Origin of the sequence: Acidisphaera sp. L21 (genome assembly GCF_009765685.1) — a bacterium.
Classification (GTDB): Bacteria; Pseudomonadota; Alphaproteobacteria; order Acetobacterales; family Acetobacteraceae; genus LMUY01.
The window spans coordinates 68,860-86,625 of record NZ_LMUY01000010.1; the positions used below are offsets into that span (position 1 = coordinate 68,860).

The 17,766-nt window shown below is 65.4% G+C and carries 17 protein-coding genes and 1 tRNA gene; 8 read left to right on the forward strand and 10 right to left on the reverse strand.

The genetic code is table 11. The annotated features are described in order from the left end of the window. Nucleotides 1–11 precede the first annotated feature (11 nt). The 7 genes from lptB to GSQ76_RS02645 all read right to left on the reverse strand — a co-directional run bounded on the left by lptB (nt 12) and on the right by GSQ76_RS02645 (nt 4,682). Nucleotides 12–764 (reverse strand): LPS export ABC transporter ATP-binding protein, encoded by a 753-nt coding sequence (gene lptB, locus GSQ76_RS02615; protein ID WP_158742356.1) that lies wholly within the window; start codon nt 762–764, stop codon nt 12–14. Next, entirely contained in the window at nt 761–1,765 is a 1,005-nt protein-coding gene (locus GSQ76_RS02620) for an LptA/OstA family protein (RefSeq protein WP_158742357.1), read from the reverse strand. The genes lptB and GSQ76_RS02620 overlap by 4 nt, the downstream gene beginning before the upstream one ends. Beyond that, nucleotides 1,762–2,436: an LPS export ABC transporter periplasmic protein LptC gene (locus tag GSQ76_RS02625; protein ID WP_158742358.1), complete on the reverse strand. Its 675-nt coding sequence runs from the start codon at nt 2,434–2,436 to the stop codon at nt 1,762–1,764. Before GSQ76_RS02625 ends, GSQ76_RS02620 begins: the two co-directional genes overlap by 4 nt. Further along, the gene (locus GSQ76_RS02630) at nt 2,433–3,410 is read right to left on the reverse strand and encodes an SIS domain-containing protein (RefSeq protein ID WP_158742359.1); all 978 of its coding nucleotides are present in this window, start codon (nt 3,408–3,410) and stop codon (nt 2,433–2,435) included. The genes GSQ76_RS02625 and GSQ76_RS02630 overlap by 4 nt, the downstream gene beginning before the upstream one ends. A gap of 93 nt (nt 3,411–3,503) precedes the next feature. Continuing rightward, entirely contained in the window at nt 3,504–4,154 is a 651-nt protein-coding gene (locus GSQ76_RS02635; RefSeq protein WP_158742360.1) for a ribonuclease D, read from the reverse strand. Nucleotides 4,155–4,205: 51 nt separating this feature from the next. Further along, nucleotides 4,206–4,292: transfer RNA gene (locus GSQ76_RS02640), tRNA-Leu, on the reverse strand. Between the two features lie 51 nt (nt 4,293–4,343). Next, nucleotides 4,344–4,682 (reverse strand): hypothetical protein, encoded by a 339-nt coding sequence (locus tag GSQ76_RS02645; RefSeq protein ID WP_158742361.1) that lies wholly within the window; start codon nt 4,680–4,682, stop codon nt 4,344–4,346. A 111-nt stretch (nt 4,683–4,793) separates the two neighbouring features. Between GSQ76_RS02645 and GSQ76_RS02650 the strand changes: the two genes are divergently transcribed. The 4 genes from GSQ76_RS02650 to GSQ76_RS02665 all read left to right on the forward strand — a co-directional run bounded on the left by GSQ76_RS02650 (nt 4,794) and on the right by GSQ76_RS02665 (nt 12,644). Then, nucleotides 4,794–5,747 (forward strand): complex I NDUFA9 subunit family protein, encoded by a 954-nt coding sequence (locus GSQ76_RS02650; RefSeq protein ID WP_158742362.1) that lies wholly within the window; start codon nt 4,794–4,796, stop codon nt 5,745–5,747. A 164-nt stretch (nt 5,748–5,911) separates the two neighbouring features. Beyond that, on the forward strand, nt 5,912–7,342 hold the full coding sequence (locus GSQ76_RS02655) for an NAD(P)-dependent oxidoreductase (protein WP_158742363.1): 1,431 nt from the start codon (nt 5,912–5,914) through the stop codon (nt 7,340–7,342). 15 nt (nt 7,343–7,357) lie between these two features. Beyond that, nucleotides 7,358–11,866 carry a glutamate synthase large subunit gene (gltB, locus tag GSQ76_RS02660; RefSeq protein ID WP_158742364.1) on the forward strand — a complete coding sequence of 1,503 codons (4,509 nt, stop codon included), beginning with the start codon at nt 7,358–7,360 and terminating at the stop codon, nt 11,864–11,866. 109 nt (nt 11,867–11,975) lie between these two features. Then, complete coding sequence (locus GSQ76_RS02665; RefSeq protein ID WP_158742365.1) at nt 11,976–12,644, forward strand: glutathione S-transferase family protein; 669 nt, start codon at nt 11,976–11,978, stop codon at nt 12,642–12,644. Between the two features lie 9 nt (nt 12,645–12,653). On the opposite strand, the gene GSQ76_RS02670 is transcribed toward GSQ76_RS02665, so the two are convergent. Continuing rightward, nucleotides 12,654–13,055 carry a response regulator gene (locus GSQ76_RS02670; protein ID WP_158742366.1) on the reverse strand — a complete coding sequence of 134 codons (402 nt, stop codon included), beginning with the start codon at nt 13,053–13,055 and terminating at the stop codon, nt 12,654–12,656. 78 nt (nt 13,056–13,133) lie between these two features. Between GSQ76_RS02670 and GSQ76_RS02675 the strand changes: the two genes are divergently transcribed. After that, the gene (locus tag GSQ76_RS02675; RefSeq protein WP_158742367.1) at nt 13,134–13,637 is read left to right on the forward strand and encodes a hypothetical protein; all 504 of its coding nucleotides are present in this window, start codon (nt 13,134–13,136) and stop codon (nt 13,635–13,637) included. Nucleotides 13,638–13,682: 45 nt separating this feature from the next. After that, on the forward strand, nt 13,683–14,465 hold the full coding sequence (locus tag GSQ76_RS02680) for a DUF3060 domain-containing protein (RefSeq protein WP_158742368.1): 783 nt from the start codon (nt 13,683–13,685) through the stop codon (nt 14,463–14,465). 10 nt (nt 14,466–14,475) lie between these two features. On the opposite strand, the gene GSQ76_RS02685 is transcribed toward GSQ76_RS02680, so the two are convergent. Then, nucleotides 14,476–14,664, reverse strand: a complete 189-nt coding sequence (locus GSQ76_RS02685; protein ID WP_158742369.1) for a hypothetical protein — start codon at nt 14,662–14,664, stop codon at nt 14,476–14,478. Nucleotides 14,665–14,817: 153 nt separating this feature from the next. Here GSQ76_RS02685 and GSQ76_RS02690 point away from each other — a divergent pair, with 153 nt between their 5' ends. Further along, on the forward strand, nt 14,818–15,789 hold the full coding sequence (locus GSQ76_RS02690) for a PQQ-binding-like beta-propeller repeat protein (protein WP_158742370.1): 972 nt from the start codon (nt 14,818–14,820) through the stop codon (nt 15,787–15,789). Next, nucleotides 15,789–16,760: a sterol desaturase family protein gene (locus GSQ76_RS02695; RefSeq protein ID WP_335904877.1), complete on the forward strand. Its 972-nt coding sequence runs from the start codon at nt 15,789–15,791 to the stop codon at nt 16,758–16,760. Before GSQ76_RS02690 ends, GSQ76_RS02695 begins: the two co-directional genes overlap by 1 nt. Here GSQ76_RS02695 and GSQ76_RS02700 read toward each other — a convergent pair. Then, the gene (locus GSQ76_RS02700; RefSeq protein ID WP_158742371.1) at nt 16,757–17,764 is read right to left on the reverse strand and encodes a cysteine synthase A; all 1,008 of its coding nucleotides are present in this window, start codon (nt 17,762–17,764) and stop codon (nt 16,757–16,759) included. The two genes, GSQ76_RS02695 and GSQ76_RS02700, sit on opposite strands and share 4 nt — an antisense overlap. Between the last annotated feature and the right edge of the window lie 2 nt (nt 17,765–17,766).

The following is a 17,766-nucleotide window of genomic DNA, read 5'->3' on the forward strand; positions in this document are numbered from 1 at the left end:
GGGTCTGGAGCCTAAAGACTAAATCTTTCCCCAAGGTACACGCGCCGCACGTCTTCGTGCTGCACGACCTCCTGGGGTCGGCCTTCCATCAGCAGCTGGCCGTCATGCATGATGTAGGCGCGATCGATGATCTCCAGCGTTTCGCGCACGTTGTGGTCGGTGATCAGCACGCCGATGCCGCGATCCTTCAGATGCCCGACCAGGTCACGGATTTCGCCGACCGCGATCGGGTCGATGCCAGCCAATGGCTCGTCCAGCAGGATATAGCCGGGCTGCGTGGCCAGGGCGCGGGCGATCTCGACCCGGCGACGCTCACCACCCGACAGCGCCAGGGCAGGGGTGCGGCGCAGATGGCCGATGCCGAATTCGGCCAGCAACTCGTCCAGCATGGTGTCGCGCTTGTCGCCATCCGGTTCCACCACTTCCAACGCGGCCATGATGTTGCCCTCCACGGTCAATCCGCGAAACACGCTGGCCTCCTGCGGCAGGTAGCCGATGCCCAACCGGGCGCGGCGATACATCGGCAGATTGGTGATGTCGTGCCCATCGAGGCTGATCGAGCCGGTATCCGGCCGTACCAGCCCCACGATCATGTAGAAGGTGGTGGTCTTGCCGGCGCCGTTCGGCCCCAGCAGGCCAACCGCCTCCCCACGGCGCACGTTCACCGAGACGTTCCGAACCACGGGACGCTTCTTGTAGGTCTTGCCGACCCCGTTCGCCGTCAAGCCGGCGCCGCCGTCGATCACCCGTAAAGACCCACTCACTTCGTTTTGTCTCCTGGCTTTGCCGTTTTGGGAGCACCGGGAGGTGCCCCGGCGTCATTTGGCACGACCAGGCCCTCGACCCGCTGGCCGGGGTTCCGCGATAGGGTGGACACGCCGGTGCGCAGGTTGATGACGGCCTGGTCGCCGTTCAACTGGTTCTGCCCGCGCGTCAGATGGACGTTGCCCGCCAGCCGCGCGATACCGGTGTCCGGCACGTAGACGCCCTTATCGGCCTTGATGATTTCGGTCGCGGTCCGCACTTCCACGTGCCCGAACGCATCGACCCGTTGCAACTTGCCGCTGGCGCCGCCCAGCGGATCGGCGCCGGGCTTGGCTGCGGGCGCGACGACTTTCTGCACCGGTGCAGCGGTCGGGGGTGCATTCGGGTCGGCGGTGTAGCCCACCAAAACATCCGCCGTCAGCCGCCGTCCGTCGCTAGTGTTCACCACGGCATTGCCGCGCCCGACCGCCATGTGCTTCTGCGACCAGTATTCCAGCGTGTCGCGAGCGGACATGGTTTGCTGCGGGGTCACGATATGCAAGTCGTGCCCGGTCATTACCAAGACAGACTGGTCGATGTCGTAGATCGCCTTGTCGCCGAATGCCTGGTCGGTGGGGGTGTAGATGTGGACCTTGCCCACGGCCTCCAACCGGTAGATCTCGTTATTGCCAGTATCCGGCGTGGCGCTTGCCCCCGCGGCTCCGGGCGCGGGGGCCGCAGGATTTGGCGCAGCGCCCAGTGTGGCGGCAGCGCCCGGCGCTGGCGGTGTCCCGGTGCCAGCCTTCTTGCGGTAATGCGCGATCAACTGGTCGGCCGTCACCGTCACGGTGCCACGCACTGCCTTGGCGTCGCCCTTGGCGACGATGATCTGCTCGTCCTGATGCCACTCCATCCCATCACGGGACGTGACTTCGACTGGACCACCCTTGGTCATGTCGATGCCCTGCGCGTGTCCGGCAACGGGCGCAAGCAGCAGGGCGGCGAGAAGAAGCTTCCTCATGGATGCGATCCGTTCAGCAAAAGGCGCGACTTGCCGTCGAATTGGATGATGTTGCCCTTATCCACCAGCGTGAACCCGCCCTGCGCGTCCAGCGTCCCGAATGGACCCTCGGCATGGGTCGGAACGCTGCTGCTCGCCACGCCCGCCTTCAAATCCATCGCCACCGACTGGGTCTGCATGGTCACGCCGCTATCGCGATACAGCGTCACGTTCCCAGACATATCCATCAACCCGGCATGCTGGATGTAGACGCCGTTTTCCGACTGCGCATACGTCCACGATCCGTTTTCGCTCACCACATCGCCCTTCGGCGCCACCAGGTTGATCCGTTCCGTCCCAGCCTGCAGCGCCTGATCGGCGGTCACGGTGTAGGGGCGGTTGCGCAGATCGACGCCGTGATACCGCACGTTCAGCAGCTTGCCCGCCTGCATGTCCGCCGACAGGCCACCCTTGTGGATGCTGATGCGCGCAGAGTCGAACTGGCGGGCAAGTTCGGGCCACGCCGCGATGCTGCCCAGCAGCAGCACTGCGGCCACCGGTAACAGCCGCTTCGCCCAGATGATCGTGCGTCGGTTGCCGACCAATTGCCGCTCGGTCGGGGCGGCGCGAATCCGAGGCGCCGTTGCCTCCAGGCGATCGGGCCCGCGACGTGGCAGCGGGGCCACGGTCATGCCACACCTGCCCGCAGCAGATCGTGCACGTGCAAGACGCCCAGCGGCGCACCCGCGGCGTCGACGACGAACAGGCTGGTAATCCGGCGCTCCCCCTCATTCATCAGCCAGAGTGCATCGGCGGCCAGGGCGTCGGCCCGGATCGTGCGTGGCTTGGCGGTCATCACCGCGCGCACCGGCTGGTCCAGCAGGTCCGGGCCCATTGCGCGCCGCAAATCGCCATCGGTCACGATGCCGACCAGCACACCGTGCTCTACCACGCCGACACAGCCGAACCCCTTGCCGGTCATCAGCAGCAGGGCCTGCTGCATGGGTGTGCCTGGCTCGGCAAGCGGAACGGCATCGCCCTCGTGCATCAACTCGCCAACCCGGCGCAGTTGCGCGCCCAACCGGCCACCCGGGTGAAACGCGCGGAAATCGGTCGCGGTGAAGCCACGCCGGGTCAACAACACCACCGCCAGCGCGTCGCCCAAGGCCATCTGCATTGTGGTGCTGGTGGTGGGGGCGGAGGTGACGGCACATGCCTCGGGCGCAGCCGGCAGCAGCAGCACGACATCGGCCGCCTGCGCCAGCGTGGACTGCGCGCGCCCGGTGATGGCGATCAGCGGCAGGCGGAAGCGGTGGGCGTGGGCGACCAGATCGGCCAGTTCAGTGGTTTCCCCGCTATTGGAGAACAGCAGCAGCGCGTCCGCCGGCTGCACCATGCCAAGGTCACCATGCGACGCTTCCGCCGGGTGAACGAAGAACGCCGGGCTGCCAGTCGACGCCAGGGTGGCCGCCGTTTTGCGGGCGACGTGGCCGGACTTGCCCATCCCCGACACGGCGATCCGCCCGGTGCAATCCGACAGCAGTAGCACCGCGCGATCGAACGAGCCATCCAGGGAGGCAGCGAGTGCGCGCAGTCCAGCAGCCTCGGTTCCGAGGACGGAGCGGGCGACATCAAGGTCGGTGCTGGAAGCTACGACGGCGCTCATGCAGCAAAGGTATGGCCAGACGAGCATGTCCGGTCAATGCGCGTGTGTAATTCTGGACTAGTTGACATACAAAAATCATGCCAGCAACGCAGCTTAGTGCGAAAAGATGTCCGGCTCGTCATAGCCCATTGCGTCCAGCGTGGTGCGGGTGGGCAAGAAGGCGAAGCACGCCTCGGCAAGCTCGAACCGGTGCTCGCGCCGTAGGAGTGCCTCCAGCTTGGCCCAGAGTGCATGCAGATGCAGCACGTCCGACGCAGCGTAGGCCAGTTGCTCCGGCGTCAATTCCAGTGCGCCCCAATCGGAGGTCTGCTGCTGCTTGCTGATGTCGACACCCAGCAATTCCCGGCACAGATCGCGCAGCCCATGCCGTTCGGTGAAGGTGCGCACCAGTTTGGCGGCAATCTTGGTGCAGCGGATCGGCGTGACGGGGATACCCAGTGTCTTCTGCAAAATTCCCACATCGAAGCGAGCAAAATGCATCAGTTTGACCACGGTCGGGTCGGAAAGGAGTTGCTTCAGGTTGGGGCAATCGGCGCCGGTACCGCCCAGCGATGGTGGGATGATCTGCACCAGATGCGCGGTGCCGTCGCCGGCCGATAGCTGAACCAGGCATAAACGATCACGGTGCCAATTCAGCCCCATCGTCTCGGTATCGACGGCCACGGCCGGGCCGAAGCTGATCCCTAGCGGGAGGTCGCCCTTATGCAGATGTATCGTGGCGTTGGGCTGGAACTGCGTGGCCACTGCATCTCGCGATTTCGGCGCCGAACCCCTCTACTGCGGGTTCGGCGCGGGTGGTGCCCAGGAAAAGACTCGAACTTTCACGTCCTTTCGGACACAGGTACCTGAAACCTGCGCGTCTACCAATTCCGCCACCTGGGCATGCACTCGCCGTGCAGTGGAGCGGCGATGTAGCGGCCGGGTCGGGGTGCGTCAATGGGCATTCGACGCCAATGCCGTCCAATACTGCCATGCGAAGCCGGCAGCCCCAATTGCGGCCAGCGCCAGGCCGCAGCGGCCGAAGAACCGAAGCGGCGCGAGGTTGGCCTCCCGCTCGGCAAACAGCGCCGCGCGGTCCTCCGGTCGGTGTGGGGTGCCCCCGCTGCGCGACTCTGCCAGCGCAGCCCGGGTGCAGATCATAGCGGTGGCGCCGCCGAGGATGACCAGGCCGAGAAAACCGAGCACGTCCGCCATGACGATGGCGAGCGCGAAGAGCAAGGCGAACACGCCCCAGGCCACGGCATTGCCAACGCGGTGCGCGGATATCTTCATCAGGCAAAGGCTACGATTCCCGGCGATATGCATCAATCACGCGTGCAGGGCGGCTTGAGGGATGGGCCTGCGCCGCATATGGGTGAGTGACGGATTGGAGAGGATGATTTCATGACGGCGACGCGCAGCGTAGCGACCGTGTTCGGCGGGACCGGGTTTCTTGGGCGCTACGTCGTCAAGCGGCTGGCCAATGCGGGCTACGTCACCCGCGTGGCCGTGCGCGACCCCGAAGGCGCGATGTTCCTCAAGCCGATGGGCCGCGTGGGCCAGGTCGTCCCGATGTTCTCCTCCCTCGGGCAGGAGGCGACGATCGCCCGCGCCGTCGAGGCTGCCGAACTGGTCGTGAACCTGATCGGCATGTTGGCCGAGCGGAAGGCCGGCGACTTCCAGCGCATCCAGGCCGAAGGCGCCGGGCGCATCGCTAGACTGGCTGCCGCAGCGGGTGCCAAGCGCATGGTGCAGATCTCTGCCATTGGCGCCGATACCGCCAGCCCCAGCATCTATGCGCGGACCAAGGCGGAGGGGGAGCAATCGGTTCTGGCCGCAATGCCGTCCGCCACCATTCTTCGGCCATCGCTGGTGTTCGGGATGGAGGACAAGTTTTTCAATCGCTTTGCCGCCATGGCAAGCGTGCTGCCCTTCATGCCGGTCATTTCCGGCGATACCGAGATGCAGCCGGTCTATGTCGGCGACGTGTCGGACGCGGTGATGGCCGGGCTGACGCTGGATAGCGCTCCCGGCAAGACCTACGAACTCGGCGGACCGCAGATTTGGACGTTCCGCGAAATCCTCGCCTATATTCTGAAGGAGACCCGGCGTAACCGCCGGCTGGTAAATATTCCCATGGGCATGGCCCGGTTCCAGGCGTCGATTGCGGAGAAAATCCCGACGAAGCCGTTCACCCGGGATCAATTGCTGATGCTCTCGCGCAACAATGTGGTATCCGCCGACATGCCGGGCCTGCCGCAACTCGGGATCGTTCCGACGCCACTCGAACTGGTCGTGCCCGAATATCTCAACCGCTATCGTCCCGGGGGCGGTAAGCTGGAGAGAATTCCCGCATAAGGCCGATCCGGACCAAATATTATGCGTTTCGCGCAAGCCTGCATTGCGATGGACTTGAATCGCGGTTAATATAGGCAGTAAGGCTGTCCTATCTGCTAGTTTTACCCTCGCAATGGCTAAATTGTGGCCGTATATGCGTCGAAGCCCCGGAGGGAACCGACGCTATGGCCGACCGCATGCTGCAATTCGTCCGCCTGCCACAGCAGACGCCCGAGAAGCGTGCCGCGCCGGAGCGTCGGGAGGATTTCGCCGAGATCTATCGTCGCTTCGACCCGGCGGCCGCCAGCGCGCAGGCCAGCCGGTGCAGCCAGTGTGGCATTCCGTTCTGCTCGATCCACTGCCCGCTCTCCAACAACATCCCAGACTGGCTGAAGCTGACGGCCGAGGGGCGGTTGGAGGAGGCATACGAGGTTAGCTCCGCCACCAACAACTTTCCGGAGATTTGCGGCCGCATCTGCCCGCAGGACCGGCTGTGTGAGGGCAACTGCGTGATCGAGAAGGGCTTCGAGAGCGTCACGATCGGCGCCGTGGAGCGCCACATCACCGACACCGCCTTTGCCAATGGCTGGGTCAAGCCGCTTCGCCCGAAGCATGAGCGGCCGCAATCCGTCGGCATCATCGGCGCCGGGCCGGGCGGCCTGGCCGCGGCCGAGATGCTGCGCGCCAAGGGCTACGAGGTGCATGTCTACGACCGCTACGACCGCGTCGGCGGCCTGATGATCTACGGCATCCCCGGTTTCAAGCTGGAGAAGGAGATCGTCATCCGCCGCTGGAAGCTGCTGGAAGCAGGCGGCATCAAATTCCACCTCGGCGTCGGGGTGGGCGAGGGGATCGCCTGGAACGAATTGCGCGCCCGGCACGACACGATCCTGATCGCCACCGGCGTCTATAACTCGCGTGACATCGGCGGCCCCGGCGCCGGGCTGGGCGGGATCGTGAAGGCGCTGGATTACCTCACCACGTCCAATCGTCAGGGCCTCGGCGACAGCGTGCCCGACTATAACAGCGGTGCGATGAATGCCGCCGGCAAGCACGTGGTGGTGATCGGCGGGGGTGACACGGCGATGGATTGCGTGCGGACCGCCGTCCGGCAGGGTGCCGCCTCCGTCAAGTGCCTCTATCGGCGCGACCAGGCCAACATGCCAGGCTCCACCCGCGAGGTGAAGAATGCGCAGGAGGAGGGGGTCGAGTTCGTATGGCTCTCTGCGCCCGAGGCGTTCCTGGGCGACGACACGGTCACCGGCGTGCGCGTGCAGCGGATGCGGCTGGGGATGCCGGACGCATCCGGGCGCCAATCGGTCGAGCCGTCGGGTGAACGCTTCACGGTCGAGGCGGATCTGGTCATCAAGGCGCTGGGCTTCGATCCGGAGGAATTGCCGCTTCTATGGGGCGTGCCGGATCTGGAAGTCAGTCGCTGGGGAACGCTGGCGGTCGATCACCGCACGCAGATGACCAACCTGCCCGGCGTGTTCGCCGCCGGCGACATCGTGCGTGGCGCGAGCCTTGTGGTGTGGGCGATCAAGGATGGCCGCGACGCCGCTGCCAAGATGCACGACTACATGCAGCAGGCGGCGCTGGCCGTCGCTGCGGAATAAGTGGGGAGCCTTAGGATGGACCATATCGCCGATTGGAACGCCAACGCCGCCCTGCTGCACGAGACCTATCGACCGGAAGACGAGCACGCCAATTGCGGCGTCGGCCTGGTCGCGGCCCTGGATGGCCGCGCCCGGCGCGACGTGGTGCAGGCCGGCATCGATGCGCTACGTGCCGTCTGGCACCGCGGCGCCGTGGATGCGGACGGCAAGACCGGCGACGGCGCCGGCATCCACATCGAGATCCCGCAGGATTTCTTCGCCGCCGTCATCAAGAGCGGTGGCGCCGCCCTGCCGGACCGGCGCATCGCCGTCGGCCAGGTCTTCCTGCCCAAGACCGACCTGGCCGCGCAGGAGCGTTGCCGCCAGATCGTCGAAACCGAGATCCTGAATTTCGGCCACACCATCCATGGCTGGCGCCAGGTGCCGATCGACGTCGCCTGCATCGGTGAGAAGGCCAACGCCACCCGGCCCGAGATCGAGCAGATCATGGTCCGCAACGGCACCGGCGCCGATGACGCGCTGTTCGAGCGGGACCTATACGTCATCCGCCGCCGGATCGAGAAGCAGGCGATCGCGGCGCAGATCAGCGAGCTGTACATCTGCTCCCTGTCCTGCCGGTCGATTATCTACAAGGGCATGTTCCTGGCGGAGAACCTGACCGACTTCTATCCAGACCTGCTGGATGAGCGGTTCGTCAGCCGGTTCGCGATCTATCACCAGCGCTATTCCACCAACACCTTCCCCACCTGGCGGCTGGCGCAGCCGTTCCGCATGCTGGCGCATAACGGTGAGATCAACACGATCAGCGGCAACATCAACTGGATGAAGAGCCACGAGACCCGGCTGTCCGAAGCCTCGCTGGACCCGTATATCGAGGACATCAAGCCTGTCATCCAGGCCGGCAGCAGCGACACCGCCGCGCTGGACAGCGCGTTCGAACTGCTGGTGCGCGCCGGGCGCGATGCGCCGATGGCCAAGGCGCTGCTGATCCCCGCCTCCATCAGTGTCGACGCGACGATGAAGCAGTCGCACAAGGAGATGTTCCTCTACTGCAACGCGGTGATGGAGCCGTGGGACGGCCCGGCAGCCGTGGCCGCCACCGACGGTCGCTGGATGGTCGCCGGGTTGGACCGCAATGGCCTGCGCCCGCTGCGTTACAGCCTTACGCATACCGGGCTGCTTGTCGTCGGGTCCGAGGCCGGGATGGTGCAATTCGACGAGCGGGACATTCGCGCTAAGGGTCGCGTCGGTCCAGGCCAGTCCATCGCGGTCGACCTGGATAGCGGCCAATTCTTCTCCGACGAGGAGGTGAAGGACATGCTGTCCAGCCGCCAGGATTACGGCGCCTGGATCAAGCGGATCACCGAGATCGACCAGATCGTCAAATCCCATGCACCCGAGCCGACGATGTTTGCGGGCGACATCCTGCGCCGTCGCCAACTCGCCGTCGGGCTGACGCTGGAGGAGCTGGAGCTGATCCTGCACCCGATGGTGGAGGATTCGGCTGAAGCCGTGGGCTCGATGGGTGACGACACGCCGCTGGCCGTGCTGTCGGAGAAGTATCGCGGCCTGCACCACTATTTCCGCCAGGCGTTCAGCCAGGTGACCAACCCGCCGATCGACAGTTTGCGCGAGGCGCGGGTGATGTCGCTGAAGACGCGGCTGGGCAACCTTGGCAACGTGCTGGACGAGGCGAGCGAGCAGTGCGACCTGCTGCAGTTGGAAAGCCCGGTGCTGTCCAATGCCGAGTTCGCAGCCATGCGCGACTTCATGGGCAAGAACGCCTGCGTCATCGACTGCACGGTGGCCGTGGCGGACGGCGCGATCGACCTGCGCGCCGGGTTGGAGCGGATCCGGCGGGAGGCGGAGGAGGGGGTGCGCGCTGGCTGCACCCACATCATCGCCACGGACGAGCATCAGGGCGCCGACCGGGCCGCTATCCCGATGATCCTGGCGACTGCGGCGATCCATACCCACCTGGTCCGCTCGTCCCTGCGCACCTTTACCAGCCTGAACGTGCGCGCTGCCGAGTGTATCGACGTGCATTCCTTCGCAGTGCTGATCGGCGTCGGTGCGACCACGATCAACGCCTATCTTGCCCAGGAAAGCATCGCCGACCGCCATCGCCGGGGCCTGTTCGGCGCCATCTCGATGGACGAGGCGGTGAAGCACTACAAGAAGGCGGTCGATAAGGGGCTGCTGAAGGTCATGTCCAAGATGGGCATCTCCGTCGTGTCGTCCTATCGCGGCGGCTATAACTTTGAGGCGATCGGCCTGTCGCGGGCGTTGGTGGCGGAGTTCTTCCCCGGCATGCAGTCCCGCATCAGCGGCATCGGCATGCCCGGCATCGCCCGGTCCGTCCTGGCGCTGCACAACACGGCCTGGGGGGAGGACGCGGTGACACTGCCGGTGGGTGGCATCTACAAGATGCGGCGCAAGGGGGAGGCACATGCCTTCGACGGCACGCTCATTCACACGCTGCAGACCGCCGTCGCCAATGACAGTTTCCAGACCTACATGCGCTACAGCGAGGCGGTACGTCGCCAGCCCCCGGTGGCCTTGCGCGACCTGCTGGACTTCACCGAAGGCCACAAGGCCATTCCGGTGGAGGACGTGGAAAGCATCACCGAGATCCGCAAGCATCTTATCGCGCCCGGTATCTCCCTGGGCGCGCTGAGCCCGGAGGCGCATGAGACGCTGGCGATCGCGATGAACCGCATCGGTGCCCGTTCCGACAGCGGCGAGGGCGGTGAGGATGCGGAGCGCTACAAGCCCCGCGCCAATGGCGACAACGCCAATTCCGCCATCAAGCAGGTGTCCTCCGGCCGCTTCGGCGTCACCGCGGAATATCTGAACGCCTGCACCGAGATCGAGATCAAGGTCGCCCAGGGCGCCAAGCCCGGCGAGGGCGGCCAGTTGCCCGGCTTCAAGGTGACCGAACTGATCGCCAAACTGCGGCATTCGACGCCGGGTGTGACGCTGATCAGCCCGCCGCCACACCACGACATCTACTCGATCGAGGATCTGGCCCAGCTCATCTACGACCTGAAGCAGATCAACCCCAATGCGACGGTCTGCGTGAAGCTGGTGGCGCGTTCCGGCATCGGCACGATTGCGGCCGGCGTGGCAAAGGCGAAGGCGGACGCGATCCTGATCTCCGGCCATTCCGGCGGCACGGGTGCGGCGCCGCAGACAAGCGTGAAGTATGTCGGCGCGCCCTGGGAAATGGGGCTGACCGAGGCGCACCAGGTGCTGATGCTGAACCGGCTGCGCCACCGGGTGAAGCTGCGCACCGATGGCGGCATCAAGACGGGGCGCGACGTGGTGATCGCGGCCATGCTGGGCGCCGAGGAATTCGGCATCGGCACCGCCAGCCTGGTCGCCATGGGCTGCATCATGGTCCGCCAGTGCCACAGCAACACCTGCCCCGTCGGCGTCTGCTCCCAGGACCCGGCGATGCGCGCCAAGTTCGAGGGTACGCCGGAGAAGGTGATCAACCTGTTCTCCTTCGTGGCGGAGGAGGTGCGCAACATCCTGGCCAGCTTGGGCGTGCGCCGCCTGCGCGACGTCATCGGGCGCACCGAATACCTGCGCCAGGTCAGCCGTGGTGCGGAGTGGCTGGACGACCTCGACCTGAACCCCCTGCTGGTGCAGGCGGACCCGGGCGGCCACGAGCGGTATTGCACCGAGGGCCGCAACGAGGTGCCGGAGACGTTGGACGCGCAGATGATCGCCGACGCGGCGCCGCTGTTCGAGCGGGGCGAGAAGATGCAGTTGCAATACAACGTCCGCAACACGCATCGCGCGATCGGGACCAAGCTTTCCCACCGCATCACCAAGCAATACGGCATGGCCACGCTGCAACCCGGCCACATCACCGTGCGGCTACGTGGCTCGGCCGGCCAGTCGCTGGGTGCCTTCGCGGTTCAGGGCCTGAAGCTGGAAGTGCTGGGCGACGCCAACGACTACGTGGGCAAGGGCCTGTCCGGCGCCACCATCGCGGTGCGGCCGGCGCCGTCCTCCACGCTGATCAGCCAGAACAACACCATCATTGGCAATACGGTGTTGTATGGCGCCACGGCCGGCAATCTATATGCGGCCGGGCAGGCGGGGGAGCGGTTCGCGGTCCGCAACTCTGGAGCCATGGCGGTGATCGAGGGCTGCGGCTCGAATTGCTGCGAGTACATGACGGGTGGCGTCGTCGTGGTGCTTGGCGCGGTTGGTGACAATTTCGGCGCCGGGTTCACCGGTGGCATGGCGTTCATCCTGGATACGGACGACATGTTCGATAAGCGTGTGAACCCGGAAAGCCTCACCTGGCAGCGCATCGCCCACCCGCATTGGGAGGGCGTGGTCCGCGGCCTGGTAGAGGCGCATGTGCGCGAAACCAACAGCCGCTATGCCGCCGGGCTGCTGCATGATTGGGAAAATACGATCGCCCGCATGTGGCAGGTGGTGCCGAAGGGGTACGCCCAATACCTTCCGGTGGCGCTGGACGCCTCGGTGGTGGAAAAACGCGCCTAATTATTTAATATCGGCGGCGCCCGAAATGGTTCGGGCGCCCCCGAGATCCCAAAACATGACGCGAAGTGTGGATTGGCGCGACACGGCGCGAGTGTCATAACGGCACGTCATGCGCCTACTCTACCATCTCCCACTATCGCCCTATTCCCGCAAAGTGCGCCTCGCGCTGGCGGAAAAGCGTCTCGGCTTCGAAATGCGGGTCGAAAAGCCGTGGGAGCGACGACCCGAATATCTGGAACTGAACCCCTCCGGCTCCGTCCCGACCCTGGTCGAGGAAAATGGCCTGGCGATCCCGGATTCGTCAGTCATCTGCGAGTATCTGGAGGAAGCCTACCCTGACACTCCGCTGCTGGGCCATACGCTGGCCGAGCGGGTAGAGGTGCGGCGGCTGGTGGCGTGGCTAGACGGCAAATTCTCCCAAGAAGTCACGCGCTACCTGTATGGCGAAAAGATCATCAAGCGCCTGTCCGGCACCGGCCATCCGGATGCAAGCGCGCTCCGCGTCGGCTTCATCAACCTCAAGAGCCATCTGAGCTACATCGGCTACCTCGCCGAAACGCGGAAATGGCTGGCTGGCAATGCCCTGTCGCTGGCAGATTTGGCAGCCGCTGGCCACCTGGCGACGTTGGATTTTTGCGGCGACGTCGATTGGGCGGGGGTGCCCGCGGCGCGCGAATGGTATGCCCGCATGAAGTCCCGCCCGTCCTTCCGCCCGATCCTGGCGGATCGCGTGCCCGGCGTGATCCCGCCGGCGCACTACGCCGATCTGGACTTCTAGTCGGCCACTCTAGTCGGCGAGCATCTTCCGCACCGCAGCGCAGATCTCCGATGGAAGATACGGCTTGGAGATGTTCATCTCCTTGGCTCCGGTCGCATTCGGCTCGCTATCGTCGGGCCTGCCGGACATGAAGATCACCGGCAGCATCGGCCGGGTTTCGCGCGCTCGGCGCACCAGGGCGCGGCCATCTAGGGCACCTGGCAACTGAATGTCGGTGAGCAGCACCGCAACGTCAGGGCTTGTGTCCAGTATGGCGATTGCCTCATCCCCCGACTCGGCCTCAAGAACCTCGTATCCCTCATCGGCGAGGACTTCCGAGAGTGTCAGGCGGATCAGGAACTCATCTTCGACGACGAGGATGCGCCGGCCGGTTGATACGGCGGCGTCGGGGGTGGAATTTGTTGACGACATGGGACTCCAACGCTTGAGGGACAGTTTCGTTCTGACAGCGAGTGGTGTGGCGCCATCATTTGGGTCATTGTAACAGCTATGCGTCGCTTTCGCGCGGCCACCATGGTGATGGTTCCAGCCGCAATCCTGGTTGTGCTGGTCCAGGATGTCGTCTGGCCGTTAGGCCGCGCCGCGGGCCACCGTATTGCAGCATGGCGCCTGTTGGCTCCCTTGCGTCGGTGGGTTGCGGCGTTGCCCGCAGCGGCGGCGCTGCCATTGTTTCTGGTGCCCGAATTGTGCAGCCGCTGCGGCACGCTGGTGTCGGCTTGGCTGCTGCTGCAGGGCGATGGCTGGCGGGCGCTGGCAGTCTACGCCGGGTCGAAGCTGTTCGCCGGGGCGACCGCGTTGTGGATTTACACGGCGTGCCGGCCGGCCCTGCTGCGGGTGCGGGCGTTCCGGGCAATCCATGATGCGATCGGCGAGTTCCGACGCGCTGCTGTGGCGCGCGCCCGGCGGCGGGCGCCCCGCGCCGGGCGGTTCGCAGCCTTGCTACGGCGAACCCGAGCCCGCAACCTGGCCCGGCGTACGCCAACGCCACCCTAACGGATTCTTTCCCACTTCATGTCCAGGCAGTAGAGTCGGCGCAGGATGGCGGATCGGGCAATCGGCATGGGACGGCTTGGCTGGCGCTATGGTGCCTTCATCGGCGTGTTGATGGGGGCAGTCCCCGCCGCGGCGCACGCCGCCGACCTACTATTCCAGGCAGAGGCGCAAACCTTGACCGGAACCTGCACTCGCCAGGCTGTGCGGCTGGAGGGCAACCACAACACCGTCACACTCACCGGACCCTGTGGCTCCCTGCTGGTCAAGGGGTTGGCCAACACGGTCCGCCTGGCGATCGTCGCCGGCGGCAGCATCCGGGTGGAGGGCGGCGACAACCGTCTGCACTACAGCAGCGCAGGCAGCGGCCCGGTGATCGAGACATTCGGCCCCAACAACGAGGTCATCGCCGACGGCGAAACCCACGCCGCAGTGCCACCGCCACCGCCGCCAGCACCGAACCCCATCTCCGCGGCGCCGCCAAAGCCCGCGCCGCCGTCCGTCCCGCCGGCTTCGGCTGCGGCCAAACCGTTGGGCGCGCTGGAGTTAACCGGCGACGATACCCATCGGATGGTGGATTGCGCCGGGCGGGACGCGATCGTCACCGGTAATCGCAGCGCCTACATCATCAGCGGCAGCTGTAAATCCCTGTCCGTAACGGGCGATTTGATCACGGTGCAGGCACTTATGCGGCCCGGCGCACGCATCAGGATCGACGGGCGCGGCAGCGTCGTCTCGTGGGCGACCCAGGGTCGCGGCAAAGCCCCGGATTCCATCGTGCACGGCGCCGGCAGCCGGGTTCAGCGGGCGTTGCCCGGCGGCAATCTGTAGACCAGCTCGGCTATTCCACCTCGTGCTGGGGCGCCAGCAAGAACAGCAACGCGACCCCGGCAGCCACCAAGGCAATCAGCCCCAGCGGAAATGAGAACGTCGCGCAAGCCACGACCAGGCCGAACACGACCGCCAGCTTCGTGCCAAGCAGCACGATCGCCACCGAAAGCAGCACCAGAACGATCAGGGCGGTGTTCATCCATGCCTCCCCCGTTGCGATAGCAGACTGAACTTTTCTGCCTGTGGAATGCAAGGGTTTCGTTCGGGCCTGGCGCGCTCATATCTGGCGTGGAATCATTCCCACCCGGCGAAAGTTCCGTGATAGGAACCCGGCGGAAGTCATGGATAGAACATGAAGAAACTCCTTCTCGCCCTGTCTCTGGTGTCCGGCGGCCTGCTGCCCGGTCTTGCGGCTGCGCGTCCGCTGGCGTTCGTCATCAACTCCGCCGAGGCCTCGGTGAGCATGATCGACATGGACACCAAGGAGGAGGTCAAGCGCATCCCCGTCCTGCGCGAGCCGCACCACATGGCGCTGACGCCGGATGGCAAGTCGCTACTGATTGGCGACACCGCTGGGAATGCCGTGTTCTTCCTGGACCCCGTGACCGGGGACGTGCAGCGCCGGGCGACCATCAGCGACCCGTATCAGCTGCAGTATAGCCCGGACAGCAAGTGGATGGTGGTGGCCGGTCTGGCCCGCAATCAGATTGACATCTATGACGCCGCGACCCTGACATTGGCGCACCGGATTCCCGCGTCCTCGATGCCGAGCCATATCAATTTCTCGCCCGATTCCTCGGTGACCTATGTCAGCCTGCAGGGAACCGACGCATTGATGGCGATTGACGTTCACACCGGCGCGGTGCTGTGGAACACCAAGATCGGCAAAAGCCCCGCGGGCGTGCTGTGGCTGGATGGCAAGATCCTGGTCGGGATCATGGGTGCCGACTACGTCGCCGTGGTGAACCCGGCCAATGGCGCGGTGGAACGTAAGATCGTCACCGCCAAGGGCGCCCATAACCTGTTCATCTCCCCGGATTCTCACACGCTGTATGTGTGCAATCGGGTCGATGGCAGTATCTCCGTCCTGGACCCGAAGACGCTGGCCGTCCGCGGCCGCATCGCGATGTCCGGCGGCCCCGATGACATGGATTTCGCGCCCGACGGAAAGATCTGGGTCACCCGCCGCTGGGCGCACACCGTGGCATTGCTGGACCCGGCGACCGGCCAGTTCACCACGATCGAGACAGGTCGCTCGCCGCACGGCATTTGGCTGAACACCCATCCGAACCAACCTGCACCGACGCGGGTGAGTGCGAAATAGTGGACCCGTTCGACACTGCGGCGGGTTGGCTGCAGGAACACTTTGTCATCCCGCTGCTGTACCAGCTGGACATGATGCAGTGGGAGGATGTGGGCTACGGCTGGGCGCTGTTCGCCGTCTACGGCGTGGCCCAAGTGTTCATCACCCTGGCGATCTGCCTACCGCTCGAGCGGTGGCGCCCGGTGGAAACCTGGCCCGACGCGAAGGCGGTCACCATCGATGTGGTCTACACCCTCATCAACCGTATCGGCGTGCTGCCGCTCGTGACCTTCGTGCTGTTCTACCAGGTGCAGGTGTGGCTAACCGGCACGTTGACCGACCACGGCATCGTTCCGCCCACGCTGGAACTGCTGATCCCCGGCTTGCTTGGCCATCAGATCCTCACCTTCGTGCTGTACGCGATCATCTTGGATTTCGGCGAGTATTGGCGTCATCGGCTGAGCCATATGTTCGGCTGGTGGTGGGCGCTGCACTCTCTGCATCATGCCCAGCGGCAGATGACGTTCTGGTCCGATGACCGCAATCACGTGATCGACGAGGTGATCTCGTTCCTGTGGTCCGCCGCGATCGCGTTGCTCATCGGCATCCCGCCGCTCCAATTCCCGCTGCTGATCCTGGTGCTGCGCTTCCTGGAAAGCCTCAGCCATGCCAACGCCCGGGTGTCCTTCGGCCGCGCAGGGAATCGCGTGTTGATCTCCCCGCGTTTCCATCGTGCGCATCACGGCGTGCTCGCTGCCGGGCAACAGAGCTGCAACTACGGCGCGATCCTGCCGGTCTGGGACATCGTGTTCCGCACCGCCGATTTCGGTCGCGAATACGTCCGCACCGGCGACCCATCTGGCGAGGAAGCGCTGCACACCGGCACCTGGTGGCAGCAGCAGAGCGCGGGCTGGCGGCGAATGGTGGCTATGCTGCGGCGCAAGCGCTCCAAGTCGGCGCGTTCCCGGGCGGGAACCGACCTGGCGGCCTAGGCTAGCCAGGCGGGGACTGGCAGTTCTTTGCTGCGTAGGAACTCCGGGTTGAACAGCTTGGATTGATACCGCGCGCCGCCATCGCACAGAATGGTGACGACGGTGTGCCCCGGGCCCATCGCCCGGGCCACCCGGATCGCTGCGGCCACGTTCAGTCCGGCCGAGCCTCCGATCGACAGCCCTTCGTGCTGCAGCAGGTCGAACACCTGCTCCAATGCTTCGGGATCCGGGATGCGGACGGCGTCGTCGATCGGCATGTCCTTCAGGTTTGCGGTGACCCGGCCCTGGCCGATCCCTTCGGTCACCGAACTGCCGGCGGATTTCAGTTCGCCTGTTTTCACCCAGTCATACAGTGCGCTGCCATCGGGGTCGGCCAGCACGATCCGCACATCCGGCCGCTCCGCCTTCAGCGCCAGCGCCACCCCGGCCAGCGTGCCGCCCGACCCGCAGGAGCATGTGAACGCATCCACCTTGCCGCCGGTCTGCTGCCAGATTTCCGGCCCCGTGGTGGTGCGATGGCCCTCGCGGTTGGCGACGTTATCGAATTGGTTTGCCCAGACTGCGCCCAAATCCTGCGCCAGCCGCTCGGAATAGCGAACGTAGTTACCGGGGTCGGAATAGGGTTTTGCTGGCACCAGGCGCAAATCGGCACCGATCATGCGCAGGAAGTCGATCTTCTCCCGGCTCTGCGTGTCCGGCATCACGATGACGCTGCGATAGCCGCGGGCGTTCGCCACCAGGGTCAGCCCGATGCCGGTATTCCCCGCCGTGCCCTCTACGATGGTGCCGCCCGGCGTCAATACGCCGCGGGCCTCTGCATCGGTGATGATGGCCAAGGCGGCGCGGTCCTTCACCGAGCCGCCGGGATTCATGAACTCCGCCTTGCCCAGGATGGTGCAGCCTGTCGCCTCCGACGCGCGGCGTAGCAGGATCAGCGGGGTGTTGCCGATCGACGCCTCCATCCCGCTGGTGAAATGCGGTGCCTCATTTGTGCTTTGCGTCATGC